This is a genomic window from Pseudoalteromonas sp. SR41-7, assembly GCF_014163935.1.
Lineage (GTDB): Bacteria > Pseudomonadota > Gammaproteobacteria > Enterobacterales > Alteromonadaceae > Pseudoalteromonas > Pseudoalteromonas distincta.
In genome coordinates, this window is record NZ_JACJEF010000003.1 from 254,847 (window position 1) to 271,815 (window position 16,969).

The following is a 16,969-nucleotide window of genomic DNA, read 5'->3' on the forward strand; positions in this document are numbered from 1 at the left end:
ATACAAAAGATAGTTATTCTCATTTGTGATATTTAATTTTTAAGTAAGTTATGCTTACTTAATTACTTAGTAAAATACTGATCTGATATTGTTTAATGATATTGCACAGGCTCTATGTAAAGCTTAAGGTTAATAAACTGAGTAAAAATAAAGAGTGAATAACGATGAGCGATCACGAAAAACTAAATTACGTTGAGTTTCCTGCATGCGACTTACCCGCAACTAAGGCCTTTTTTAGTCGTGTATTTAATTGGCAGTTTACTGACTACGGCCCAGAATACACGGCGTTTAGTGGCCAAGGGCTCGATGGTGGCTTTTTTAATGCGCCGCTTAAATCGCTAACTCAAAACGGTGCTGCGCTATTGGTTTTTTATAGTAACGACATTCACGCCACGTATAGAAAAGTACAACTCCATGGTGGCACAATATTAAAACCTATTTTTGAATTTCCGGGTGGTTGCCGGTTTCATTTTGCAGAGCCAAGCGGCAATGAATTTGCTGTATGGGCCGAGCAACGCTAGGTTTTACAAGGCTTGTAGCGCGAATGAGCTTAAAGATCACGATTTTACTAACTAACGCTCGTTTTAATTAAAATAAACCGATTTTTTACCAACTCATTTATCATAAATGGCCATTTAGGATAAATATTAAGCATTTAAGGCCAAATAAACATGAATAGTCACCAATTAATAGAGCAAGTTAGTAAATGCGTGATCTGTGAACCTCATTTACCTTTAGGGGCTCGTCCTGTTATACAATTTAACCCAAACGCACGTATTTTAATTGCAGGGCAAGCACCTGGAATCAAAGTTCACGAAACAGGTGTGCCGTTTAACGATGCAAGCGGAAACCGCCTGCGAGAATGGCTTGGGCTAACACGTGATGAATTTTACGACGCTAATAATATAGCCATTTTACCTATGGGCTTTTGCTACCCGGGTAGGGGGAAGTCGGGTGATTTACCACCGAGAAAAGAATGTGCCCCTGCATGGCGCGAGCAATTATTGGCTGCACTACCAAATATTGAGCTGACAATAGTGCTTGGTAAATACGCGCAGGCGTATCATTTACCAGAGACTAAAAAAATGCCACTTACGGAGTTAGTAAAATCGTGGCGTGAGTATTGGCCAAATTATTTAGTGCTTCCACATCCGAGTCCGCGTAATAATATATGGCTTAAAAAGAACCCATGGTTTGAACAAGATGTACTTCCAGAACTAGATAAGCACGTGGCTGCTATTTTAAATAAGTAATACTTCTAGTTATTGTAAAGGGGCGTTACAGTTAACTTAAAAATTAACACTCTAATTAAAAACAATAACAAACGAGGCTGTCTAATTTGAATGCATCTATATTAACTGAAGTAATACTTCCACTCGCCCTTGCACTTATTATGTTTGGTATGGGTCTTGGGCTCACAACAACCGATTTTACTCGTTTATTTAAAAGCCCGCTTGGCATTGTCATGGGTTTAATAGGCCAACTTGTAGCAATGCCTTTATTAGCATTAGGGCTGTGTTATTTACTAAACCTACCAACGCCTATCGCTATTGGTTTAATGATATTAGCTGCTTGCCCCGGCGGTACTATGTCAAATGTAGTAAGCCAGCTTGCTAAAGCTAATTTAGCGCTTTCGGTAAGTTTAACCGCTGCCTCTACCGCAATTAGTATAATAACCACACCGTTTATTATTGGCTTTGCTATGAGTCAGTTTGCCCCAGCGGACGATGCTACTTTTTCTATTTTAACTACTTCATTAGGGCTATTTTTTATTACCTTAGTGCCAGTTGCTATAGGCATTTGGTTGCGTCACTTTAAAAGTGATTTTGCCATTAAAGCAGAGCCGTTTTTTAGACGCTTCTCGTTGTTTTTTATGCTTATGATGATTGCCGCACTAGTAATAAAAGAGCGCGATTTATTAGTTAGCTCATTTAACAACGTATTTTGGGCGTGCATAGCGCTTAATATTGGTTCAATGGTTGTTGGTTGGTTAATTGCTAAGTGTTCAAAATTAAATTTAACTGATTCGCTGACGCTTTCAATTGAGGTTGGAATTCAAAATGCATCGTTAGCTATTTTAATCGCTATTAGCTTTTTAAATAAACCAGAATACGCAGTTACCGGTGGCGTGTATGGCCTTGCCATGTTTATAGGACCACTGCTATTAATTGGCGGGTTAAAGCTTAAAAAATAAACTTATCTAGGGCATGTTGACCAAGTTACTTTAATTTATGGCTGCGGATAACGTAGCCGTAAACTCAAGTCTAAAAATACCACCAGTTAAATGTATGCTCTGCACTCATCGCGCCATCAAGTTGTAAGCTTATAAAACACTCTCAAGCTTGAATATTGCACCAGGCGCTGAACTTGCTCGCGCAAGGAGCGAAGCTCCTAATTACTAAAGCGCATTTTAGGATGGGATAAGAGTGTAAGTAATACGGTAAAAAAGCAGTTAATTATTTAGTTACTAAAATAGCGCCTCAAATATGAGGCGCTACTTTAAAACTTACTATTTGGTTTGCATGTTTCTAGCGCGTTCTTCTGCATCTATTAATGCTTGCGATTTAGGCGCGCGTTTTTTCTCTTCTATTTTGGGTTTTTCAGTCGAGTCAGGATCCCAGCTTGAGTCTAACGACAAGTTAGCAAATGGATTGTTATTGTCTGCTTTTTTAGGCTCACTTTGTGGCTCATCAACTGGCGGTGTTGTTTGTGCTTGCTCAGGTGTTGAGCTTTGTTTTTTAGGCATCGGCTTTTCACCAGGTAATGGTGCATCTGGGTTAAATGTACGTACCTCTGGTTCTTTAAAGTCTTGCTCTGTTGTATATGTAGTCGATTGAGCGTCAGCAATTTGCTCTGGTGCGTGTAAATCTACAACCGGCTCACTCGCTGTTACTGGCTCAGGAGTACTAATAACAGGCTCTACAGTGTTATGTTCGGCTTCTATTGGCGCAGGCTCCGTTATATGAGCAGTATGGTGCTTACGTTGTTTTTTTACAGGCTTTGCATCTGGATCAAAGTCGCGTACTTCTGGCTCATTAAAGCTGCTGGCATTTTTAATACGCTCTAAGGTTGTTTTGGCGGCGGCTTCAAACTCGGCTGTATTAGGCTCTGGTTTTTGTTTTACTTCGTTAAATGTAGCGGTACTTGTTTGCTCTAAAGTATCAATTGAGTTAAGCGGTGTAGGCTCAATTTCGCTTGTTTGCACTTGTGTAGCTACGTTGTTTTGCTCATCTGAAATTTGCGGTGGTGTATGTTCAATATCAGCATTTTGTGTAGTGTTCGTAGGCTCTAAAGGCTCTTCATTTGCCTCTACGCTGCTCTCAACTGGTTTATTATTTTGAGTTACTTCGTTGATGACGACAGGCTCAATCTCTGGCTCTTTTGTAGTTTCAGGTTTAGCTGGCGTAGCAATTTTTTCTGATTTAACTTCAGGTGGAGCCGCTATAGTCGGTTCTGCCATCACTTTACTTTGTTTTGCACGGCGCAGGCGCACGACTACCATAGCGCCAATAAGTACCACTATAACAAGTATTAAAGTGGGTAAAAGTAACGAGCTTGGGCTTTGTGCTATAGGTTGCGGCGCAATAACTGGCGCTGGTTTAGTTAACACCGGTGCTGGTTTTACAGGTACAGACTTTTCAGGCGTAGGTTGAACGTTTTGCTCTGGCGTCGCCGGTTTTACTTGCTCTATCACAGCTTCGTTTTTTTGCTCTGTAACTACTTGCTCGGGTACTGCTGTTGTTGGCTCTGCATCAATTACTATTTCGTTACTATTGGTATTTAGCTGATCGTTAATTTGTTGTTTTTGATCATTAGTTAAATTAAGTGTTTGCTCGTTGATGCTATCTTTAACAGCTTCTTCAGTGAGTTGTATTACAGGGGCAGGTTCAACAATTTTAGGTTGTGGCTGAGTAATAATGGCTGGCTCTGGCTCTATTATCTGTGGCTTTGGTTGTGCTTGAATTTCTTTTGGCTTATTACAGTTGTTTTTGTAATCACGCGCTGCCTTACGATATTTTTGACTCGCTTTATTATTACTATTTTGCTGCATTTCTTGTTTAATTAAAATGCACATAGCTTCGTTGTATGCAGCACTTTGCGCACTATAAAATAGGGCAAAGCAAAGGGTAAATCTAATTAGTTTTGATATCATAAAGTTATGCGCGCTTAAATATTAATAGTTTGATTTTAAGTGCAAAATTGAAAATTATCCAGAGTAATACGACTAATCAATAACCATAAGGCTGCGATATTCATCGTAAGCAAATTGGTCTGTCATACCGCTTATATAATCTTGAATTAATCTACAGCGATAATAAAATTCGTACGCTGCAAAGTGATCGGGCTCTTCTTGCATCGCATCTATTGCGTGTTGGTAACTATTTAAGTGCTTTTTAGAGAGCTTTTTTACAAGTCGCGACTCAATTAATAAACGTGAATCGCCATTTAGAGCGCGCCTAAAGTCATCGCTGTTCAATTGCAGTAGCGGTTTGTAGCAATCGAGTAAGTCATTAATTATTCTGTAACCTTGCAGCTCTAATTTTTCGACTTCTTTGTTTGAAAATACATGCTCAAGTGCCACTTGCTTTAGCATTTTGGTTACAGCGTGTAGATGGCTTCTATCTTCTAAAAGTGCTTGGTTAAAGTCGCCATGGTAAATAGGTTCTATATTTTCAATAAAGCGTTTTGCAGCATGTCCAACTAGCGGATGTAAAAGTGCAACGCGCAGGTATATAAAAAATTCGCTATTAAAGTTATACGGTTGTGCTTTGGCGCGCTCATGTGCGTAGTCAACTGCTTTATCTACAAAAGTTTGGTGCTCTGTATCGTCTATTGTTAGGTTTATGAGTGCTTTTTTATAATGACTTTTAAGCTGTGTACATAAGAATTCGGTGCTTATGATCCCTTTTTCAACAGCATCCTCTATATCGGCTAGGCAATACGAAATGTCGTCGGCGGCTTCCATTATATAACTTGCTGGATGGCGGCAATATGGCTCAATAGTGAGCTCTTTTTGTAGCGCTTCAACAAAGTTTTTTTCGCTGTAGTAGTAACCTACTTTTTTCATTAAGTAGTTTTTATTTTGCGGTATATCTTTTGTATCAAGCCCTGCAGGTCGAGTGTATTTTAAAATACCAGCACTTTGGCTGTAAGTTAAATTAAGCGTTTGCAACGAATGAATTATACGTATGCCTTGAGCGTTGCCTTCAAAGTTACAAATATCAAGCGCAAGGTGTTTAAAAACAACACCTATACCGGTATTGGGCTCTTTGCAGCGCTCGGGTGTTACGCTTGCTAGGTTGTTATTAAACCAGTGGTTTATTGCCGCTTCACCAAAATGTCCAAACGGTGGGTTGCCTATATCGTGCATTAGGCAGGCCATTTCTACTAAGCTTTCTAGGGGGCGTTCTAGGTCGGTTAAGCCGTAATCTTTTTGTTGTTGGTAGCTTAAATTTGCAAAAATACGTTGCACTATAAAACGACCAACCTGTTGTACCTCAAGCGAGTGAGTTAAGCGCGAACGAACAGCTGCGTTACGCTCAAGCGGAAACACTTGGGTTTTTTGCTGCAGCCTGCGAATAGCGGCACTGTTAATAATACGGCCACGGTCGCTTTCTAGCGCCATTTGTAAGTTGGAGGTTGTGCGATACATTCGTGCTGGCGTTATTTTTTTACTAAAATCTATGGTCATCTTTATAGTTATCCTTTTTACAATTGATGACTGGCATAGTTTTTAGCACATAGTCATTTGTCTTTAATATACAGGGTTTAATCTATCAGTTTGTATCATAAAGTAACAACTTGCTTTAAAATAATTTTTTGAGTTATTGTTGTGCATTTATAGGTGTTTATAATGAAACAGTGGATTTTAAAGGCAGTATCAATTTGCCTAATGTTAGGAATGAACAGCGCGTTTGCTGCAAAAGAGCAAACTGTGGTGCTTGTATCAATTGATGGCCTGCGTTGGGATTATATTGAAAAACACGGCGCACCAAATTTAAAAGCAATGGCCGAGCGCGGTGTTCGCGCACAAAAACTAATACCTGTTTATCCAACTAAAACGTTTCCTAACCATATTTCTATTATTACGGGCTTATTGCCGGTAAACCATGGCATTGTTGATAATAGCTTTTGTGATAAAGCGCGTAAAAACGACTGTTACAGCATGGGCAAAGCATTGGGCGATAGCACTTGGGTGAAGGGGATTCCGCTTTGGAATTTAGCAAAAATGCAGGGGCTTAAATCGGCTACTTATTTTTGGCCTGAGTCAGATGCATTATTTAACGGCATGACACCAGATTACTTTTATCACTATTCTAAATACAGCGATTACCAAAGCCGTGTTGATCAAATTATTCAATGGTTAAGTTTGCCAAAAGCACAGCGCCCACGTTTTATTGCGAGTTACTTTTCGCTAGTTGATAGCATGGGCCATGAGTTTGGACCAGACGCACCACAAACGCGAGATGCAGTTAAACAGCTTGATGAATTAATGGGGCAATTACAAACTCGCTTAAGTAAATTAGAGCAAGAGGTAAACTTAGTTATTGTCTCGGATCATGGTATGGCGAGTATAGATCCAGATAAAAGTATTGATGTAACCACACTGCCTCAAGATGAAAACTTTTTAGTTAAAAACACCGGTCCACGTTTACTCATATACACTCAACCCGATGCAATAAATGCGGATATAGCCGGCTATAAAGCTCGTTTACAAAAAGCAGCAAACGGTCGTTATACAGTATTAACTGACGAGCAGTTAGCAGCGTACCATTACAATAAAGGCACTCGCGTAGGCGATATTGTGGTGCAAACTACAGCGCCAGCGGTATTTACCAATGGTAAAAAACCAACCTATTTAGGGACTCACGGTTATGCATATACCGAGGATATGGCAGCATCATTTATTGCTGTAGGCCCTGCATTTAAACAAGGTATAAGCCTTAAAGAAGTGAGTAACCTTGATATCTACCCAGTACTTGCAAAAGTGATGGGGCTTAAATTGTTAAACAAAGTAGATGGCAATGGTAAAACATTAATGCCGGCAATTAAGCAAAAAGTGGTTGTGCATTAGCTTAATCTATAAGAGCGCGTAAGCGCTCTGCAGGGAAGAACATGTTAAAACTTTAAAGTGGGCTATTTAGCCCACTTTTTAATGCGCTACTTATTTAAAGTTAGCAATACTTGTTTTTGTAGCAGTAACCGTGCGAATTGCATACGCTTGGTTTGTAATACCAAAAGCAATACCATTTACGCTCCAGTTAGGGTTAGAGAAGTAATCGTACTGAGTTGCGCTACCGTAAACGTGCGGGTAAGCCATAATACTTGCAAACTCATTTTGTACGCCATGACCCATGCCATCTACATATACACCGCCAGATGTGTCACCTTGTTTGCGTGAATGCGCTAAACCTTGGTTATGACCAAGTTCGTGTACAAATGTAGTTGCACCACAATCAATTGCAGTGATTGAGTACATACGGCTGCTCATTGAGCTATATAGATTGCCATTAGTGCCTTGGCCAACCCACGCTAAACCACATGAAATAAGCCCATTGCCAGCACTTTGGCCAGTACCTAATACGGCAATCATGTCGGCTTTCCAATCGCTGCGTAAACCATCTACGTAGCTGCTATTTGTAACCGAATCTAACCAATCCTCAGACGGCGTTACTGCGTAGTCACCTAAGTTTTGTTTGCCAGCTAAGCGTAGTGTTATATCAACGCCATTTTGGCTATATACCTGATTACTAAAAGCAATTAGTTGATTTATTTTAGTGTCAATATTACTAGTTGCGGCAGCTGATTGGTCGGTATATAAAATACCGATATCGATTGTTTCTGCTTGTGCAACACTTGCTGCACATAATGCCGCAGTCAGTGCGGTTGTTGTGATTACTTTTTTCATTATTGTATTTCCTTACTCTTGTTGTGGTTGGAACTGTTTTTAACTTGGTTAAGATCATAAAAAGCAGACACACTAAAGCTGCCTTATAGTGCGGCTTTAATTGCTTTTTATACTTTTTGGTTAGCCATCAATTTTTGGTGCAAATATATCGATGCTTTTATCTGATTTGGGCTTTGGTGCGGTTACTTCATGCTCTATGTGGCTTTTATATAAATCGCGTTTTGCTGCAATCCATCCGTACTTACCTTTACTTTCGAATACATAGTTGCCAGAAGGTGCAGTAAATTGGCCATATACGGCATCTTTACCTACTGTTAAAACGGTATTATGCATGCGACCGTCAACACCCACTATTTTACCAAATATGCTCTTATCGCCATTTTCAGACTCAACCACATTAGTCACCTCTGCGGTGAATGTTTCGGCTGTTTGCGGAATAGCTAAATCAAAGTTTTCGCCAGTCTCTAACGCCTGTAAAGAATTTAAATCAAACTCAATATAGGCCTCGTTATGTAAGTCGGTAGGTAAAACTTTTGCGTTTATAAGCACTTGCTTTGCTTTGTCTGATAGGCGATTTACGGCATCAAATTCTTCAAACGGTAAGCTGTTGTCAGGGGCAACAATGGGTTTAACGGTAATTGGATCTTTACTCATATCAATAGGTGCAGGGGGATGCGTATTGCGCGTTTTTTGTAAATCAATAGGAACAAAATCAATAGCAACAGGCGCGATAGGTTCGCCCGTTTCATCTGCATTAAAAAATAGCCCATAAACTGCAAATGCCGATAATGGTATAGCAATTAGTAAGACGACAGATCTCTTCATTTGTTTCTCTTTTAGTGTTTTTGGTTAACTATTTGTTACTTTTTATATTATTAAATGGATTAGATCAAGATAATAAATGTAACCGAAAAGAATTATTTCTTAATTTTATAATTCCTTATAAAATATAAGGATATTTATTTTTGGTGTGTTTTTTGCTCTTTTTAGTATTGGTTTTTAGTAGTGTTTACGCGGGCTTTGGCGCAGTTGTAGGTACTTGTTTGTTTAGTTAAATACAATGGTTAAAAGTGACTTTTTGACGTTATTTACAATGAAAAATAAAAAGTGAATTTATTTCACCTTTTGTAAACCAATCGCTAATTGCAATGTAAATATTGGGCACGTATGTTGTGAGCTGCATAAATGCATTACGAGGAATTTATGAAGGTGTCTGATCAGTTGCTTAACCGAATTACAGCAGGACTTGTGGCTGTAATTATTGGTTTTTCGAGTTCTATTGCATTAATTTATCAGGTAGTGATAACCCTTGGTGGTACGCCCGATTTAGTAGCTAGTTGGATTTTAATGCTCGGTTTAGTGATGGGCACAACGTCAATTGGTTTATCGTACTATTACAAAGTACCTGTTTTAATTGCGTGGTCTACCACGGGAGCTGCATTACTTATTTCAAGTGCCCAAGGGTATAACTTAAATGAGGCTATTGGCGCGTTTATGCTCAGTGCATTGCTCGTGTTTTTGTCGGGGGTTACGGGCTGGTTTGAAAAAATAATGAACCGTATTCCAAGTGAGCTTGCATGCGCCATGTTGGCCGGCGTGCTTGTTACCTTTGGTATCGATGTGTTTAATTTTATGAACGACATGCCTTTAGTAATTGGTTTAATGGTCGTTATGTACTTTATTGGTAAACGCTTTTTTGCCCGCTTTGCTATGTTAAGCGTGCTTATTATAGGTGTATTACTCGCTTGGCAAATGGGCCATATTGATACCAGCGCGCTGCACTGGAAAATGAGCGAATTTTCTTATATTGAACCCGCTTTCCACTTGCAAGCATGTATTAGCATAGGTTTACCACTTTATATAGTTACCATGACTTCGCAAAATTTACCGGGTATTGCGGTTTTAAAAGCACATAAATATAAAGCGCCTATATCTGCATCTCTTAATGTTACTGGCTTTGCAAATATGCTTAGCGCTCCTTTTGGAGCCTACTCTATTAATTTAGCCGCTATTACCGCAGCTATATGTATGAGTGATGAGGCGGATAAAAATCATGATAAACGTTATTGGGCGAGTATAGCGGCTGGCGTATTTTATATTTTAATGGCGCTGTGCGCAGCTACATTAGTTGGCTTGGTGGCAAGTTTACCCCAGGCACTTATTTTAGCTTTGGCGGGCATTGCGCTATTTGGCACCATTGCTAATAGTTTGCAGCAAGCCCTTAGTCGTACTGAATATACTGAGGCTGCAATAGTCACTTTTTTAGTAACTGCATCTAACTTAACATTACTCTCAGTGGGGTCTGCTTTTTGGGGGATTATAGCGGGTGTGCTAACGCTTATTATCACCAGGAAAGACTAAAAACTGTGAATATGTAAAGCGAAAATACTGCTCATATAGATGATTAAAATAGTTTAACCAAGCTTATTAAAAAGGCTGCAATTGCAGCCTTTAGTTTTACATAACAGGGTTTATCTAATCATAAGTATGATGGCGAGTTACGCTAAACCGATTAAGTATATGGTGCATAACATACACAACACATAAGCTTAAGATTATAGCCACAGATACCGAACTAAACCGGTACATTGCACTATAAACAAGATCTTGGCCTGGCCCGAGTGAATTTCCAAACAAAATACCAAATGTAGTCAATACACCAAAACCAATGCCAGGTATGCCTCCGCCTAAAATATGAAAGCGCGCAAAAACAAACGAAAGTATCCACAAAATAGCCATCGGAAAAAGTAAAAAATCAGAGTGACTATACAAAAATAGTTGCGATAGTAACGCTGCATTACAGCCTATAAGCGTTCCAATTGCTCGCTGCCAACCGGCCATACCTGCGGCTTTCCAGCACAACGAAAATAAAATAAGCACAGAAGCTGCCTGCGCAGATATTGAGTCTTGTAAATCAAGAACCTGAAAAACAACAAAAGAGAGCGTAGCCACGGTTGAGCATAACAATACCTCATGGCGAATACTTTCTTTTGCTTTAGCTGGCATTACTCGCCCGGGCCTTGCGGTTACATCAGGAAATAGGCCATGCATTAATGCTCCAATAATAACGGTTAAAAATATAGCCAAACCATTAGTTAAAATTAATGGATAAATACTGCTTCCTTGATCAACATAGCTGGAAAAATGCAGCTGAATAGAAAGACTGATCACGCCTAAAGCGCCAAATAAAAAGGCACTACCGCTACTCATTTTATGAAATAAAAAGCAGAAAACACCAAACACTAACAATGTCATAACGACTGGTAAGTGAGAAAATAATCCCTGCATTATCAGCACTATAAGTGCGCTAAATGCAGCAGATGCTATAAATTGATTTATAAGCCCACGACTTAACGTAGGTACCATGCCCAATATCAACATAGGATAAACGGTAAAAAATATACCATTGGGCCAGTTCATTAATTTACTAATAGTAAAGCCAAGGGTACACCCACCTGCAATGCGCAGTGCTTGGCGAAGGCCATTGGAGTCTAATTGTGGGCCTTGGCTAACAATTTGAGTCATAAAGCCTCCATTAATAAATGTAGTGTAACCAGCTAATAAACCTGATTTGTGCAGAGCCAAACCATTGCCCAATTGTTGATTCTGGTAATAATTGTACTGTTGCACGTGAGCCACTAGGCATGTTTGCTATTAAGTCTTGATGATTAATGAGCTTTAAGTGAATGCGTTGACGCTGTGCATCACGCACCCAACGATTACTGGTTTCTGTTGTACTTAGTAAACCATTAGCACTAAGTTGACCACTGCTAACACCTGCTTCAAATGTTTCAAGTATTGCGTCGTAAACTTCACCTGGACGGCTATCAAATACTACGCGCGCTTGGGTGCCTTGCTTCATATTTGTGAGTGACTTTTCTCTAAAGTCGGCAACTAAATCTGCCTTTTTAGCAACAATAGCTAATAACGGGCTGCCTGCAACTGCGTATGCGCCGTTTAATAATTGTAAATTAGCAACTACGCCGTCACTTAATGCGCGCACTTTTGTGTAGGATAAATTTAGCTCAGCTTGCGCTAACTGGTTAGCAGCGTGGCGCATGGCTAAGTTTTTGTTCCCTGAGTCACCTCTAGCTAAAACCGCTTCAGCTAACTGCGCTTCAAGGGCTGCAACATTTGCTTTACTCGCTTCAAAATTAGCACGAATGCTTTCAAGTTCTTGCTCCGATATAGACTTTTGCTTATAGAGCTTTTCGCCTCTGCTTTTTAATAGTTTTTGCTCATGCTGTTTAGCGTTTGCAGCACTTATTTGTGCCTCAAGCGCTTTAACATTGGTATCAAGGCGTTTATTTTGTAATTTGGCATCATCAAGGGCGAGTTGAGCTTGTTCTTTAGCTAAATTATATGGGCCTTCATCGATACTAAATAATATATCGCCTGCTTTAACTGATTGGTTATTACTAACTTGCACACTAGTGACTCGGCCACTAATTTGCGGTGATATTTGCACAACAGGGTGATAAACACGTGCTTGTGGTGTCACAGGCAAAACCATATCGGCCACTAAATAGTAAATAAATACTAAGATAAACCCTATGAGAGAAAACCTTACATAGCGTGCAAACTTTTGATCCGGTGTCATTTTTAGCCTTACTTATTAACTTGAATGCATTTAAGGGCGTTTTGCTCTATTTTGATCAAACCAAATGCAATCGCATCTAGTTGCTCAACAGATAAACCGCTGTATAACTGATTTTTTATATCGGAAATAGTCTCTTGCAATGAATGTAAAATGGCATCACTTTGCTCAGTAAAATAGAGTCTTTTACTGCGCTTATCATGTTTGTCTACACGGCGAACAATTAACGATTGCTCCTCTAATTGCTTAAGCGTACGAGTCAATGAAGGCATTTCTATCCCTAAGCTATTAGCAAGCTCAAGTTGTGTTAGTCCCTCACCACGCATACTAATATGCATTAGTGCAGTCCAGCGCGATTGAGTAAGCCCTAAAGGCTCAACTGCAATGGTTACCGCTTCGCGGCATAAGCGATGAACTCGGCCCATATTACCGATAACAGTTAAATCGAGTGTTTCGTGAAAAGGTTTGTGTGTAGGCATAGCCATCCCAACATAGTTAGCAAGCTAACTATTTTATCATTACTTAGCTTGCTAAGTAAATATATGAAAGAGTGGGAAATGGTAAAATATTTGCTAAACCTCACTTGTAGAAATGGTGAGGTTTAGCAGGAGTTTAAAAGTTAAGTAAATTAGCAGGGGAGTATTGATCGGTAAGTACTTTTGTATTTGCGGGCCAATCTTGGTCGTTTTTAGTAAATTGCATAAATTGGCTAATCGCTTTTATGTCTATACCGTATTTTACTAATTTAGGGGCGAGAGCATTTACACGCGTGTTAATTTGCGCTTCGCTCGGCATTGATTTAAGTCCCGCTAAAATAATACGATTACTACGATTTTCGCGACTTACATTTATAAAGTCGCCAAATACAGCGTGGTAAGTTGCCGACTCATGCTGATAAAGTTTACTACTTGAAAACGTATTTGCAGCTATAACACCGCCTTCGGCTAATACGCTTTGTACTTCTTCAAAAAACTCTTTAGTAAGCAAATGCTCCGGAATATAGTCGCCGTTAAATGCATCCAAAATAATCCAATCGTACTTTTGTTTTTTAATTGCGGCACGTTTTATAAAAATACGGCCATCTTGCACGCTTGATGTCACTAAATCGTTTTCTATAAAGTTAAAGTAATCGCGTGCAACTTTAGTTACTGCGGGATCTATTTCAACATTATGAATTTTTGCAGTGGGGTATAGCTCATGAATAACGTTAGAAAGCGTACCGCCTCCTAATCCTATAATAAGTACATTTTTAGGATTATCGGCTACTAAAAGGCTCGCAAAAGTAAGTTTAGTGTAATTAAAAACAAGTTTGTCGGGATTGTTTTTATACATACAGCTTTGGCTTGTTTGGCTACTTTTAGTATTAAATTTAAGGCAACGTAAGTCGCTCGTTTCTTCAACAATAATATTGCGATAAAGCGAGCGCTCTTCGTGGATAACTTTACTGCACGCAAAACCCGAAAATGCAATTAACGGCAGTAGTAGATATTTAAGCATGAGCAAGCTCCTTATTATTAGCCAAGGTATTAATTACAATCGCGACTAAACCCAGTGACCCAAGCGTTAGAGCAAAGGCGCTAATAATAGTATTTACGTCAAACGCGAGTACAAAGTAAAACGAGGTAATTATAGTACCCAGTGCACTGCCAAGCGTACTTACAAAGTATAAACGCCCAGCCACTTGGCCGCTTTTATCGCTATCGGTTACCAGTAAGCGCACAGAGTAGGGCGAGATCATGCCTAAAATAACGGTAGGTATAAAAAATAAAGCAGTTGACGCTAAGAGTGAGCCGTAGCGGCTATCTTCAATATGGGTAAATATAAATTCCATGATTGGCTGCGAAAATAATGTAATAGGCACCACCATAATGCTGGCTATTAAAAATATTAAACCATATTTGGTAAGTGATGCATTTTTAGTGCTGAGTTTACCGCCAAGTAAATACCCAAAAGATAAACTAAGCATAAATACTGTAATTATACTGCCCCAAATATGTACGCTACTACCAAAAAAAGGGGCGAGAATTCTCCCTCCTAAAAGTTCAATCCCCATAATGCAAAAACCGCTGCAAAAAGCTAAAAAGTAAATTAACGCGTTTGTTTTTATGCTCATGTAATTATCGTTATGTAACTTAAGTAGAACACTATACTAACGTGATGACACGGCAGTCGCTAGTGCATTAATTAATCGCTCAGTGATTTTTTAAAAAGAAGTTTTGTTATAAAGTAACACATGCTACAATTTTGTTATACTATAACACTTGCTTAGTTAATCAATCACATGAAGTACTCTTTAATTTATTTAGCCTGCCTAGGAATTAGTGCGCCCAGTATTGCGCAAGATCAAAAAGAAGAAATCGAAAAAATATCTGTCACTTATAAACAAGCTTATCGCGGTGATATTCCTCAAAAGCAAATGCCACAATCTATAGTTAGTATTAATAGTGCTGAGCTTAATAAAAAAGGAATTACTCAACTACAAGATGCGCTTGATTTTTCAGCTAGTATTTCACGTAAAAACAATAGCGGTGCATTGTGGGATAGCTTTTCTATTCGTGGCCTTTCGGGTAACGAAAATATGCCATCGGGCTATTTAGTTAATGGCTTTAGCGGTGGGCGTGGTTTTAGCGGCCCGCGTGATGTATCTAACATTGATTACATTGAAGTACTAAAGGGCCCAGGTTCAGCACTTTATGGGCGATCAGAGCCAGGCGGTACTGTAAATATTGTAACTAAAAAGCCACAGTTTGATTCACAAGGCGAGATAAAACTAAGCTTAGGCAGCGACAGTTTTAATCGCGTTGAAGGCGATTATACTCAAGGCATTAACGACACCACCGCGTTTAGAATAAATGGCGCATGGCAAGATAGTGACAGCTACCGCGATGAGGTATACACCAATAAAAAGGTGATTACGCCGTCTATTTATCATCAAATAAACGCATCGACCAGTGTAACTTATGAGTTTGAATACGTAGATTTAGCTCAGCTATTCGACCGTGGTATTGTTGTACTCGATAACGATTTTGACACAGTACCAAGCTCGCGCTATTTAGGTAACCCAAACGATGGAGACACGCAGGTTTACTCTCGAGGCCACCAAATTACGTTAAATCACGATATTAACGATGAATGGTCACTCGTTGTAGGTGCAAATTATCGAGACTCTAGCTTAACGGGTTTTTCGTCAGATGCAGAACTTGCACCGTCACGCCAATCGTTATTTGACGATGGCCGCACACTTACCCGCCAGCAGCGCTATCGCGACTACGAAGTAGAAGATTTAAGTGTAAAGTTTGAAGTTAGTGGAAGTTTAGATACAGCCGGCATTTCGCATCATTTATTAATAGGTATTGATGCATATAAATACGATTTGCGCACGGCGCTTTCTCGTTATCGTGGCGGTAATGGCACTTATACTATTGATATTTTTGAGCCTGATTATTCTGGTGAACGTCCTGCTGTTTCGCTACTTTATGAAAATGATGAAGAGCAGAATGCTTACGGTATTTACATTCAAGATCAAATGGATATCACTGATAAGTTTAAACTTTTACTTGGTCTTAGATTTGATAGCGTAGACCAAGATATTTTAGAAACCAACAGCGGTGTATTTTCAACCAGTTCTGAGAGCCAAATAAGCCCACGCGTTGGCGTAGTGTACGCACTAAATAATACTATAACCTTTTACAGCAGTTACTCTGAAGGCTTTTTACCACTGAGCGGTACTGATGCAAACGGCGACCCGTTTGGCTTTGAGTACAGCGACTCGTTTGAAGTTGGTGCTAAGTTTGAATACCTAGGTGTAAACGGTACTGTGGCATTTTTTGATGCTTCTAAAAGTAATATGTTAGTAGCAGACCCCGTAAACGTTGGTTTTTCGGCTCCCATTGGTAAAGCTGATAGCAAAGGGTTTGAGCTTGATTTAAATACCTATATTACCGATGCAACAGCATTTAACTTATCGTACGCCTATATAGATGCCACCACAGCAAACGACATTATTAATGCCGATTGGGGCGTGCCAATAGAAAAAGGCAGCCCACTGGTAAATGTACCAAAAAACAATCTAAACCTTACACTTAGCCATCAAACAGCATTAATGGGTAAAGAGCTTGAATTTGGTGCAAGTTACCAATATACCAACAGCCGCCTAGGTGATGCCGCAGATTTGAGCTTTAGACTACCAAGTTACCAATTGGTCGGCCTGTTTGGTCAATTAAATCTAACAAATAAAACAGAATTAAATGTGAGTATTAATAACATTTTTAATGAAGACTATGCTCAAAGTAGTTACAACGCTTTGTGGGTTTATCCGGGGGCGCCTACGCAATTTAAAATGTCGATAGCTTATAATTTTTAATAGCTTAGCTTATTAAGCTTTTAAACAGTTTTCATCCTAAAGCGTCTTAATTTAATAATTAAGGCGCTTTTTTATTTAAATTAAGGTTTCTTAAGTTTTC

At 39.3% G+C, this 16,969-nt stretch carries 15 protein-coding genes; 6 read left to right on the top strand and 9 right to left on the bottom strand.

From position 1 onward, the window contains the following. Nucleotides 1-164 precede the first annotated feature (164 nt). From H5092_RS05715 to H5092_RS05725, 3 genes are all read left to right on the top strand, one after another. Nucleotides 165-521 (top strand): VOC family protein, encoded by a 357-nt coding sequence (locus H5092_RS05715; protein WP_024595859.1) that lies wholly within the window; start codon nucleotides 165-167, stop codon nucleotides 519-521. 150 nt (nucleotides 522-671) lie between these two features. Next, the gene (locus H5092_RS05720) at nucleotides 672-1,253 is read left to right on the top strand and encodes a uracil-DNA glycosylase family protein (protein WP_138490136.1); all 582 of its coding nucleotides are present in this window, start codon (nucleotides 672-674) and stop codon (nucleotides 1,251-1,253) included. A gap of 86 nt (nucleotides 1,254-1,339) precedes the next feature. After that, on the top strand, nucleotides 1,340-2,194 hold the full coding sequence (locus H5092_RS05725; protein WP_182733082.1) for a bile acid:sodium symporter family protein: 855 nt from the start codon (nucleotides 1,340-1,342) through the stop codon (nucleotides 2,192-2,194). 315 nt (nucleotides 2,195-2,509) lie between these two features. Here the strand turns inward: H5092_RS05725 and H5092_RS05730 are convergent, their stop codons facing one another. Both H5092_RS05730 and dgt read right to left on the bottom strand, forming a co-directional pair. After that, the gene (locus H5092_RS05730; protein ID WP_182733083.1) at nucleotides 2,510-4,153 is read right to left on the bottom strand and encodes a cell surface protein; all 1,644 of its coding nucleotides are present in this window, start codon (nucleotides 4,151-4,153) and stop codon (nucleotides 2,510-2,512) included. Between the two features lie 72 nt (nucleotides 4,154-4,225). Next, complete coding sequence (dgt, locus tag H5092_RS05735; RefSeq protein WP_182733084.1) at nucleotides 4,226-5,692, bottom strand: dGTPase; 1,467 nt, start codon at nucleotides 5,690-5,692, stop codon at nucleotides 4,226-4,228. 162 nt (nucleotides 5,693-5,854) lie between these two features. Here dgt and H5092_RS05740 point away from each other — a divergent pair, with 162 nt between their 5' ends. Continuing rightward, on the top strand, nucleotides 5,855-7,075 hold the full coding sequence (locus tag H5092_RS05740) for an alkaline phosphatase family protein (protein ID WP_039488828.1): 1,221 nt from the start codon (nucleotides 5,855-5,857) through the stop codon (nucleotides 7,073-7,075). 90 nt (nucleotides 7,076-7,165) lie between these two features. On the opposite strand, the gene H5092_RS05745 is transcribed toward H5092_RS05740, so the two are convergent. Then, nucleotides 7,166-7,909 carry a zinc-dependent metalloprotease family protein gene (locus tag H5092_RS05745; RefSeq protein ID WP_182733085.1) on the bottom strand — a complete coding sequence of 248 codons (744 nt, stop codon included), beginning with the start codon at nucleotides 7,907-7,909 and terminating at the stop codon, nucleotides 7,166-7,168. Between the two features lie 120 nt (nucleotides 7,910-8,029). After that, nucleotides 8,030-8,734 carry a hypothetical protein gene (locus H5092_RS05750; protein ID WP_024599441.1) on the bottom strand — a complete coding sequence of 235 codons (705 nt, stop codon included), beginning with the start codon at nucleotides 8,732-8,734 and terminating at the stop codon, nucleotides 8,030-8,032. A 378-nt stretch (nucleotides 8,735-9,112) separates the two neighbouring features. Between H5092_RS05750 and H5092_RS05755 the strand changes: the two genes are divergently transcribed. Then, a complete protein-coding gene (locus H5092_RS05755) occupies nucleotides 9,113-10,270 on the top strand; it encodes a benzoate/H(+) symporter BenE family transporter (RefSeq protein WP_182733086.1) in 1,158 nt (385 codons plus the stop codon). A 114-nt stretch (nucleotides 10,271-10,384) separates the two neighbouring features. Here the strand turns inward: H5092_RS05755 and H5092_RS05760 are convergent, their stop codons facing one another. The 5 genes from H5092_RS05760 to H5092_RS05780 form a co-directional block, all read right to left on the bottom strand. Continuing rightward, entirely contained in the window at nucleotides 10,385-11,434 is a 1,050-nt protein-coding gene (locus H5092_RS05760) for a DUF2955 domain-containing protein (RefSeq protein ID WP_138490145.1), read from the bottom strand. A 10-nt stretch (nucleotides 11,435-11,444) separates the two neighbouring features. Further along, nucleotides 11,445-12,509: an HlyD family secretion protein gene (locus H5092_RS05765; RefSeq protein ID WP_165723799.1), complete on the bottom strand. Its 1,065-nt coding sequence runs from the start codon at nucleotides 12,507-12,509 to the stop codon at nucleotides 11,445-11,447. Between the two features lie 8 nt (nucleotides 12,510-12,517). Further along, nucleotides 12,518-12,985, bottom strand: a complete 468-nt coding sequence (locus H5092_RS05770) for a MarR family transcriptional regulator (protein ID WP_024595849.1) — start codon at nucleotides 12,983-12,985, stop codon at nucleotides 12,518-12,520. Nucleotides 12,986-13,118: 133 nt separating this feature from the next. After that, on the bottom strand, nucleotides 13,119-14,003 hold the full coding sequence (locus H5092_RS05775) for a spermidine synthase (RefSeq protein WP_165723800.1): 885 nt from the start codon (nucleotides 14,001-14,003) through the stop codon (nucleotides 13,119-13,121). Then, entirely contained in the window at nucleotides 13,996-14,619 is a 624-nt protein-coding gene (locus tag H5092_RS05780; protein ID WP_039488814.1) for a fused MFS/spermidine synthase, read from the bottom strand. The genes H5092_RS05775 and H5092_RS05780 overlap by 8 nt, the downstream gene beginning before the upstream one ends. A gap of 168 nt (nucleotides 14,620-14,787) precedes the next feature. Between H5092_RS05780 and H5092_RS05785 the strand changes: the two genes are divergently transcribed. Further along, entirely contained in the window at nucleotides 14,788-16,869 is a 2,082-nt protein-coding gene (locus H5092_RS05785) for a TonB-dependent siderophore receptor (protein WP_182733087.1), read from the top strand. The last annotated feature ends 100 nt before the right edge of the window (nucleotides 16,870-16,969 follow it).